Source organism: Flavobacterium taihuense (assembly GCF_019351435.1).
Taxonomy (GTDB): Bacteria; Bacteroidota; Bacteroidia; order Flavobacteriales; family Flavobacteriaceae; genus Flavobacterium; species Flavobacterium taihuense.
The window spans coordinates 47362-54438 of record NZ_JAHWYN010000022.1; the positions used below are offsets into that span (position 1 = coordinate 47362).

Below are 7077 nucleotides of genomic sequence, written 5' to 3' on the forward strand. Positions count from 1 at the left end.
GATACTCGAAGTTGACACAGCTATTCGCGAAGTTAGACTTCTCTAACAAAATAAGGAATCTTTGCGCTCCTTATTATTTTCTTTGTGAATCCTTGCGAAAGACCATTTTCACAACGATTTTACTTTACTTTGCGGTATGATTTCAATTTCACACAAAACTAAGCAATTCCTGGTACTTCTAGTCAAACTTTTGATTGTTGGAGGTGCCTTTTATTTTATTTACAACCAATTGGCTAACAATGACAAACTGGATTGGCAAAAATTTTTGATACTGTTTCATAAAAACCAGTCAGTTTTAGGAATTGGTTTTATATTACTATTGAGTATCTTGAATCGTTTATTTGAAATCCTGAAATGGAAATATTTGGTCTTATTCCTTAAACCTATTTCTTTGGCAGAAGCCACCAAGCAAGTTTTAGCGGGACTAACCGCAGGATTATTTACCCCAAATGGCGTTGGCGAATATGCCGGAAAAGCATTGTATTTTGATAAAAAAGAAGCCAAGAAAGTGGTCTTTTTAAACCTAATTTGTAACGGAATTCAAATGATATTGACTGTCGCTTTTGGCATTTTTGGATTGTTATATTTCAATGCGCAGTACAATGTGATTACGACCAAAACCGTAGTTGTGCTTTTTGGAGTTCTAGTAATCGTATTTGCTGTTTTATTTTCAGCAAAAAAAATCACTATCAAAGGATATTCTATAGAAAAACTGATTCATAAAATTAATGAAATCCCAAAATCGATTCATCAAAAAAATACATATTTGGCGATTTTACGGTATTTGGTTTTCTCGCATCAATACTATTTCTTGTTTCTGGCATTTGATGTCGATATGCCTTATCTCATTTTAATTTCGGCCATTTCGAGTGTTTATTTTCTGGCTTCTTCTTTGCCTACATTTCAGTTTCTAGATTTTGCAGTAAAAGGAAGTGTGGCGGTTTATTTCTTTGGAATATTAGGTGTAAACGAATGGGTAGTGGTTTTTGTCACTACCCTAATGTGGTTTCTGAATGTAGTCTTACCTGTGACAATTGGGAGCTATTACGTATTGAATTTTGCCCCCCTACCCCCTAAAGGGGAAATTAGTAACCTCAAAGAATAACTATGGTTTTGATTTTATCAGGTATCGTAATCGTTTATGTGCTGACTATAAGTTGGCTCATTTATGGTTTTACTAAAATTAATTTATTTGAATATGTCAGCTTAGTGCCAAAAACTAGTTTTACTATTATTGTTCCTTTCCGGAATGAAGCCAAGAATTTGCCCATTTTATTAGAAAGCTTTTCACAATTGAATTACCCAACGGATTTGTTTGAAGTGATTTTGGTTGATGATGAATCGTCAGAAAGATTGCAGATTGCAGAATACAGAATACAGATTACGACTATAGATAATCTTCGGATTTCAAATTCCCCAAAGAAAGACGCGATTACCACGGCGATGGAAATCGTGAAAACTGATTGGGTCATCACCACCGACGCCGATTGTGTGGTACCTAAAAATTGGTTGTTGGCATTGGACAATTTCATTCAGTTGCATCATGTTTCGATGATTGCTGGAGCAGTTACCTACGATTGCAATAATTCTTTTTTACATCATTTTCAACAATTGGATTTGGCTAGTTTACAGGGCGCAACTATTGGTAGTTTTGGAATCAAAAAAGGTTTTATGTGCAACGGCGCCAATTTTGCCTATACCAAATCCTTTTTTCAAAAGTTAAAAGGTTTTGATGGCAACACAACCATCGCCAGTGGTGATGATGTTTTTCTGTTACAAAAGGCAATTGCCAAACATCCTGAAAAAGTAGCTTATCTAAAATCAAAAGACACCATTGTTACCACAAAACCAGTAAATAATTGGAAATCGTTGTTTTACCAACGGGTTCGCTGGGCTTCCAAAACGACTTCTTATCAAAGTGATTTTGGAAAAAGATTGGGATTGCTTGTCTTTATGATGAATTTTGGTTTGGTTTGTTCTTTTGTTCTCACTTTTTTTGGCTTGATTTCTTTGCCTATTCTTGGCTTGTATTTCTTAATCAAGTTTGGAATCGACGTTGTGTTAATCAAACAAACCAACAACTTCTTGACAAAACGCAAAATGCGCTATTTATTATTAAGCAGTTTGTGGTATCCTTTTTTTAGTACTGCTGTTGCTTTGTATTGCTTGTTCGGGAAATACGAATGGAAAGGGAGAAGGTTTTAGAATTCAGATTGCAGAAGGCAGACTTCAGAATTGAGACCGCAGCATTTTAGATTTCTAATTGTGAAGTATCGTTCATTCCCATAATTTCTTGAAATAAGACAACTAATTCAAATTATGAAATCCTGTTATAAAAACGAATGCCCTAACCCAGATTGCTTCGCCAGTTCGCTTCGCTCGTGTGAAGTGGAAATCCTTTATGTTTTTTCTTTAAAAACATAAAGATTACTTCACTTAGTATTATTTTTATAGGAGTTCAGTGAACTTTGTTTGCAACGAATAGCTAGAAATAGCTCTTAAAAAATCTACTCCACTTTTAGAATTACAGGAAGGATAAACTGGGTTTTTACGGGTAATCCACGCTTGATTGCCGGATTGATTTTTGGAAAATCGACCAAACGGGCTTTGAGAATACTGTCAATTTTTACGGTATCATAAGCTACCGAATCTTTTGGGAACTGCGGTTCGAATTTCATGGTAGCATTAGGAAAAACCGTCACTTTTACTTCAATGGTGTCCAATTCAGGATAAAGCATAGCCAAGGTATCGTTGCACAGCTTCTCTTGGATTAACTGGGTCAAAACCTCAAAAAAACATTGTTGTCGTTGTTTTTTGTCCTCAATTTTATCGCAATCGACAACCGAAGGATATTCGTCTACCTCTTTCCAATTGATGGACTTCAATTCCTTTTGCAACAATTCCTTTTCGGAAGGAACCTGCTTGTCAAAATATTGACAGGAATTGAAAAGTATAAAGACTAAAAAAAGGGAATACTGCTTCAATGTTTATTTTTTGAATGGAACTAATTTGTTATAAAAATACAATTAATTTTCTCATATTCGTGTATGATTAGGAGGTTGTATTTTCGGCATCAAAATTACTAAAAATATTTTTATGGATATCCTGCTTTTACTATTGGGTTTTGTTTGTGTTATTGCCGGAATTTTTGGAAGTTTTCTACCTGTTTTACCAGGGCCAAGTATCAGTTGGATTGGAATTCTATTACTGTATTTTACAACCGCTGTTCCTGTCAATTATTGGATTCTGGGAGTTTCCTTATTGATTACTATTGTGCTAACGGTTTTGGATTATGTCATTCCTGCCAAGGGAACTAAAAAATTTGGCGGAAGCTCCTACGGTATTTGGGGAACGAATATCGGTTTGATTGTTGGGATTTTTGCACCAATCCCGTTGGGCTTTATTATTGGGCCGTTTGTTGGCGCTTTTGTTGGCGAACTTATTTATGATTACAAAGACCATCAACGTGCTCTGAAAGCAGCAACTGGTTCTCTTCTGGGCTTTCTGGCTTCCTCCTTTATGAAGTTTGTGGTATGCATGATGTATCTGGGATTGTACCTTTGGATTGTGTGGAAAAATAGCGCTACACTATTCTAAAACTAGATTTTTGTTGCATAAAAAGTTTATTCTTTTTCCTTATAAAAATATTCTTGTTTACCATAAACCATTAAAAATAAGCAGTTAAACGATAAAGAAAAAATATAGCAGGTTTGTTTTGTAATTTAGATCAATCCAACAATTCATTGATATGCAAAAACTTAGCTTTTTTATATTCGTGTTTTTATCCTCACAAGCTCTTTTTTGTCAATCTTATTATACGATCGAAGGTTTCATTTTAGATAAAGATAAAGGGCTTCCTTCGGCAAATGTTTTATTACTGAAACCATCCGATTCTACTTTGGTAAAAGGAGTTATGACCGATGCAAATGGAAGTTATAAATTCACCCAAATACCAAAAGGACATTATTTATTGCTGGCGAGCATGGCGAGCTTTGATTCTCAATATTCGCAACCATTTGATTTAAATAGCGATTACACAGCAAAAACCATTACGTTATCGAGTGAAGTCGAACTAAAAGAAGTCGTGGTACATACTACCAAACAATTATACACCCAGAAAGTAGACCGCATGGTTATCAATGTCGAAAACAGCATTATCTCAGCTGGAGGTACGGCTTTAGATATCTTAGAACGCTCGCCTGGCATTTCTGTCAACAAACAAAATAACAGTATTTCCGTTGTTGGTAAAAATGGAGTGGTTGTAATGATTGACGGAAGAAAAAACTATGTCCCAGAATCTGGACTTGTGCAATTTTTGGAAGGAATAAGTGCAGACAATATAAAATCGATGGAAATAATCACAACTCCTCCTTCCGATTTTGATGCAGAAGGCAATGCGGGATTTATAAATATTATTCTAAAAAAGAATACAGATGCTGGCCTAAACGGAAATTATTCGGTATCGGCAGGTTATGGAAAACGACCTTCAAGTACCGATAATATTTCTTTTAATTTCAGAAAAGACAAAATCAATATTTTTGGAAGTTACTCCTATTTATTCGACAAGCATACCGAACTATTTTACAATAGCCGCGCTTATGTAAAAAACAATGACACATTGGGAACCACGGTAACTTCGAACAGGTTTCCAACCAGAAACAACCACAATGCCAGAATAGGATTGGATTACCAATTGTCTAAAAAAACAGTAACAGGTATTCTTTTCAATGGTTACAATACAAAATGGACAATGGACGCCAATAATGATAGTTTTGACACAACAAACGGTTTGCCAACTGCTTTCACAGAAACTTCAAATGAGGAATTAAATCAATGGAAACATTTTGGAGCCAACTACAATCTAAAACATAATTTCACAGATGATAAATATATTAGTTTCAATATCGATTATTTATACTACAAAGACAACAATCCCAATACATATTACAACTCTTATTTTGATCAGAACAAGATTTTATTGTATACCGAGAAAGTGCGAAGTGGCAAAATTACTCCAATAAAAACGTGGGTTATCAGTCTGGATTATAGTGATAAATTAAATAAAAAAATAAAATTTGATGCCGGTATAAAAGGGTCTTTCTCCAATTTTGTCAATAATGTAAACGTCGATAATCTGCAAGGCGAAAATTGGATTCCTGACCCAACATTGACAGACAAAAGTAACTTGGACGAAAAAATTGCAGCCGTCTATTCCGCTTTAGAATATACCATAAACGACAAAACAAGTTTGAAATTTGGGTTGCGCTATGAATATACCGATTCTCAATTGGATACCGATACTCAGGGAAAAGTGGTAGACAAACAATATGGGATTTTTTTTCCAAGCATTTTTTTAAGCCGAAAACTCAATGATAATTTAAACATGAATTTGTCTTATTCGAAAAGGATAACCAGACCCACTTTTAATGATTTAGCTCCATTTGTAATTTTCATAAATCCAACTACCTTTTTTTCGGGTAATTCGGCATTACAACCTGCAATTTCTAACTCGTTCAAATACGACATTGGCTACAAATCAATACTACTCTCTTTTCAATATACCGATGAACAATCATCTATCGCAGGTTTTCAGGAACATATCGATGAAGATACAGGCAGGCTAATTTTCACAGCAACCAATTTAGATTATACAAAATCATCCTCCATCACATTAGGACTACCTATAACAATTAATGATTGGTGGAAAATGCAAAATAATGTAATCTACATCAACCAAAAAATCAAAGGATTATACAATGGAGATACCGTTACCTTAGCTTTAGGAAATTTTCAGGCGAATACAACACAATCCTTCAAAATAACAAAAACAATTTCAAACGAAACAACAATCTATTATTATGGCCCGAGTCTTTTTGGTACCGCAAAATTTGATGCAGTAGCTGGAGCCGATATCGGATTTCAGAAGAAATTTGGTGAAAAATGGGGTTCCTTAAAATTTTCGATAAATGACCTCTTTGATTCCAATAAATATACTGGAGGAACAGATTTACCAGATCAAAATATAAAAACCTATAACAAATTCGACTTCAGTAACAGAACTTATATTCTTACTTATTCAAACAGTTTTGGAAACAGTAAATTAAAATCATCACGAGAACGCCAAACAGGATCTGAAGACGAAAGAAATAGAGTCAACAAATAGAATAAAGCTAAATTTATCTCATAAAAAAAGCCTTTCAGTTAAGAAAGGCTTTAAACAATATTTGTCTCGTTTTGGAACGAGAGGACTCGAACCCGTCTAGTCCCAAAAGACGAGATGACAGGCATGTATTCTAACCAACGCTAATATTCAAAAACGCTATTGATTTTGAATCAAAGATTCTATTGATTTTCTATTAAGCTTTTTTAATCGCAATTCTTCAACTAAAGCTTCTTTCTTTGTTTCAAATGCTTTTGAATATACTAATTCCCAAATCCCTTTATTCGAAGTATATTTACTTCTATTTTCATTATGATACAACAATCTTTGGGCAATATTTTCACTGAAGCCCTTATAATACAAATCAAAATCTTTGGAATAAATAATATAAACGTAAAACATACCTAAATATTTAATTTATGCATCAAAAAAAAAGCCTTTCCAGTAAGGAAAGGCTTAAACAATATTGCGGTCTGGACGGGACTCGAACCCGCGACCCCATGCGTGACAGGCATGTATTCTAACCAACTGAACTACCAAACCCTGTTTTATTGCGAGTGCAAAGATACAATAGATTTTCGTTTACGCAACTATTTTATAACACAAGAATTAAAAAAAACCTAACTCTTTTAAAATCAAAAAAGTCTGGACGGGACTCGAATCCGTCTCGTCCCAAAAGACGAGATGACAGACATGTATTCTAACCAACTAAACTACCAAACCCTTTTTTATTGCGAGTGCAGATATACAATAGATTTCCGTTTACGTATAATCGAAAAATTGAAATGTATGCAAATTCCAGTGATATTGACCACCCAATTCCAATTTAAAGTGACCACCTGATTCCAATTCAAAATGACCACCTAATTCCGGAGCAAAATGACCACCTCCATTTTTCATTAAAAACTACTTTTTTT

Annotated in this window: 7 protein-coding genes and 1 tRNA gene; 4 read left to right on the top strand and 4 right to left on the bottom strand. The window is 34.4% G+C overall.

Annotation, left to right across the window (positions count from 1 at the left end; all coding sequences use genetic code 11):
* The first annotated feature begins 136 nt into the window (after nucleotides 1-136).
* Both KZH69_RS17995 and KZH69_RS18000 read left to right on the top strand, forming a co-directional pair.
* Nucleotides 137-1105: a lysylphosphatidylglycerol synthase transmembrane domain-containing protein gene (locus KZH69_RS17995; RefSeq protein WP_219318867.1), complete on the top strand. Its 969-nt coding sequence runs from the start codon at nucleotides 137-139 to the stop codon at nucleotides 1103-1105.
* Between the two features lie 2 nt (nucleotides 1106-1107).
* A complete protein-coding gene (locus KZH69_RS18000) occupies nucleotides 1108-2205 on the top strand; it encodes a glycosyltransferase family 2 protein (RefSeq protein ID WP_219318868.1) in 1098 nt (365 codons plus the stop codon).
* Nucleotides 2206-2507: 302 nt separating this feature from the next.
* On the opposite strand, the gene KZH69_RS18005 is transcribed toward KZH69_RS18000, so the two are convergent.
* Complete coding sequence (locus tag KZH69_RS18005; protein ID WP_219318869.1) at nucleotides 2508-2984, bottom strand: hypothetical protein; 477 nt, start codon at nucleotides 2982-2984, stop codon at nucleotides 2508-2510.
* Nucleotides 2985-3096: 112 nt separating this feature from the next.
* On the opposite strand from KZH69_RS18005, the gene KZH69_RS18010 reads away from it, so the two are divergent.
* Entirely contained in the window at nucleotides 3097-3597 is a 501-nt protein-coding gene (locus KZH69_RS18010) for a DUF456 domain-containing protein (RefSeq protein ID WP_219318870.1), read from the top strand.
* Nucleotides 3598-3748: 151 nt separating this feature from the next.
* The gene (locus KZH69_RS18015; RefSeq protein WP_219318871.1) at nucleotides 3749-6163 is read left to right on the top strand and encodes a TonB-dependent receptor; all 2415 of its coding nucleotides are present in this window, start codon (nucleotides 3749-3751) and stop codon (nucleotides 6161-6163) included.
* Nucleotides 6164-6319: 156 nt separating this feature from the next.
* Here the strand turns inward: KZH69_RS18015 and KZH69_RS18020 are convergent, their stop codons facing one another.
* From KZH69_RS18020 to KZH69_RS18030, 3 genes are all read right to left on the bottom strand, one after another.
* Nucleotides 6320-6562 carry a GIY-YIG nuclease family protein gene (locus KZH69_RS18020; protein WP_219318872.1) on the bottom strand — a complete coding sequence of 81 codons (243 nt, stop codon included), beginning with the start codon at nucleotides 6560-6562 and terminating at the stop codon, nucleotides 6320-6322.
* A gap of 67 nt (nucleotides 6563-6629) precedes the next feature.
* Nucleotides 6630-6703 (bottom strand) — tRNA-Asp (locus KZH69_RS18025).
* 219 nt (nucleotides 6704-6922) lie between these two features.
* Nucleotides 6923-7060, bottom strand: a complete 138-nt coding sequence (locus tag KZH69_RS18030; RefSeq protein WP_219318873.1) for a hypothetical protein — start codon at nucleotides 7058-7060, stop codon at nucleotides 6923-6925.
* Nucleotides 7061-7077: the final 17 nt, after the last annotated feature.

What these genes read in the sequence shown, in the direction of transcription:
- KZH69_RS18020 (WP_219318872.1), bottom strand. Translation starts at nt 6,562, where the DNA reads ATGTTTTACGTTTATATTATTTATTCCAAAGATTTTGATTTGTATTAT.
- KZH69_RS18030 (WP_219318873.1), bottom strand. Translation starts at nt 7,060, where the DNA reads ATGAAAAATGGAGGTGGTCATTTTGCTCCGGAATTAGGTGGTCATTTT.
- KZH69_RS18010 (WP_219318870.1), top strand. Translation starts at nt 3,097, where the DNA reads ATGGATATCCTGCTTTTACTATTGGGTTTTGTTTGTGTTATTGCCGGA.
- KZH69_RS18000 (WP_219318868.1), top strand. Translation starts at nt 1,108, where the DNA reads ATGGTTTTGATTTTATCAGGTATCGTAATCGTTTATGTGCTGACTATA.
- KZH69_RS17995 (WP_219318867.1), top strand. Translation starts at nt 137, where the DNA reads ATGATTTCAATTTCACACAAAACTAAGCAATTCCTGGTACTTCTAGTC.
- KZH69_RS18015 (WP_219318871.1), top strand. Translation starts at nt 3,749, where the DNA reads ATGCAAAAACTTAGCTTTTTTATATTCGTGTTTTTATCCTCACAAGCT.